Genomic DNA, 980 nt, shown 5'->3' with positions numbered 1-980 from the left:
GAGCCAGACGCTCGCTCGCCTCGGCGTGACGCGCGGACAGCTCCGCGATCTCGCGCTCGAGCCCCTCGGCCGCCGCCCGCCGCTCTGCGAGGCGCTGCTCGGCGTCCGCAGCGGCCGTTCGAGCCGCCGCCGCGGCATCCCGCTCCGCGCCGGTGGCGGCGAGCTCGACCTCGGCCGTCTCCACCGTCCGCCCATCGGCACGCGCCGTCGCGGCGGCCAGCGCCGCGTCCACTGCGGCCAGGGCGCTCGTGGCGATGCGCACCTGCTCTGCGGAGCGCTCTCGCGCCTCGGTGGCCTCCGCCACGTCCTCCGCCGAGACCGGGTCTGCGTGCGCGGCCGGCGCCGGATGCTCCTTGGAGCCGCAGACGACGCAGGCCTCGCCCGGGATCAGGGCTTCGGCGAGTTCGCCGGCCATCCCCGCCTCACGGCGTCGGCGCAGGTCTGCGGCGTGCGCGAACGCGGCCGCGGCCTCCTGTTCGCGGTCGGCGACCGCGCGCTCGGCTGCGCCCCGCTCCTCGGTCCGTGCCGCCGCGTCTCGCGCCCCTGCGAGTCGCGAGGCGGCCAGGGCGACCGCGGTCTCGAGATCGGCGGCGCGATCGGCCCTCCGGCGCAGGTCGTCGCGCTCGGCGGTCAGCTTTTCGATCGCGGCGGGCAGGGCCGCTCGCTCCTGCTCGCGGGCAGCGCGGTCCGCGCCCGCCGACTCCACCTCGAGCTGCGCGGTGGTCACCGCGGTCTCGTGCGCGGCGAGCTGCGCCTCGGCTGCCGCCGCCTGCTGCCACGCGCCGCTGGACCGGGTGAGGTCGGACGCCCAGCCCCGCAGCTCCTCCGCGGAGGATCCGTCAGGGGCGTGTTCATCGTCTGCTGTCCGTCCGCGCCACGTCTCCTCGGCCTCCGCGACCGCCCCGGCGGCGGCCGCGGACGCGGCCGCCGCGCGCTCCGCGGAGCTCAGCACGTGACGGATGGCCTCGGCGGCCCTGGCA

1 pseudogene is annotated in these 980 nt (G+C 78.6%); it reads right to left on the bottom strand.

Features of this window, described 5'->3' with window-relative positions:
• Positions 1 to 980: pseudogene (locus AC1DG4_RS19520) on the bottom strand (hypothetical protein); the annotation flags it as partial.

Source organism: Microbacterium sp. 05N427 (assembly GCF_056397105.1).
The sequence above is the reverse complement of the archived record's forward strand: the minus strand, read 5'-3'. Positions and strand labels throughout refer to the sequence as shown.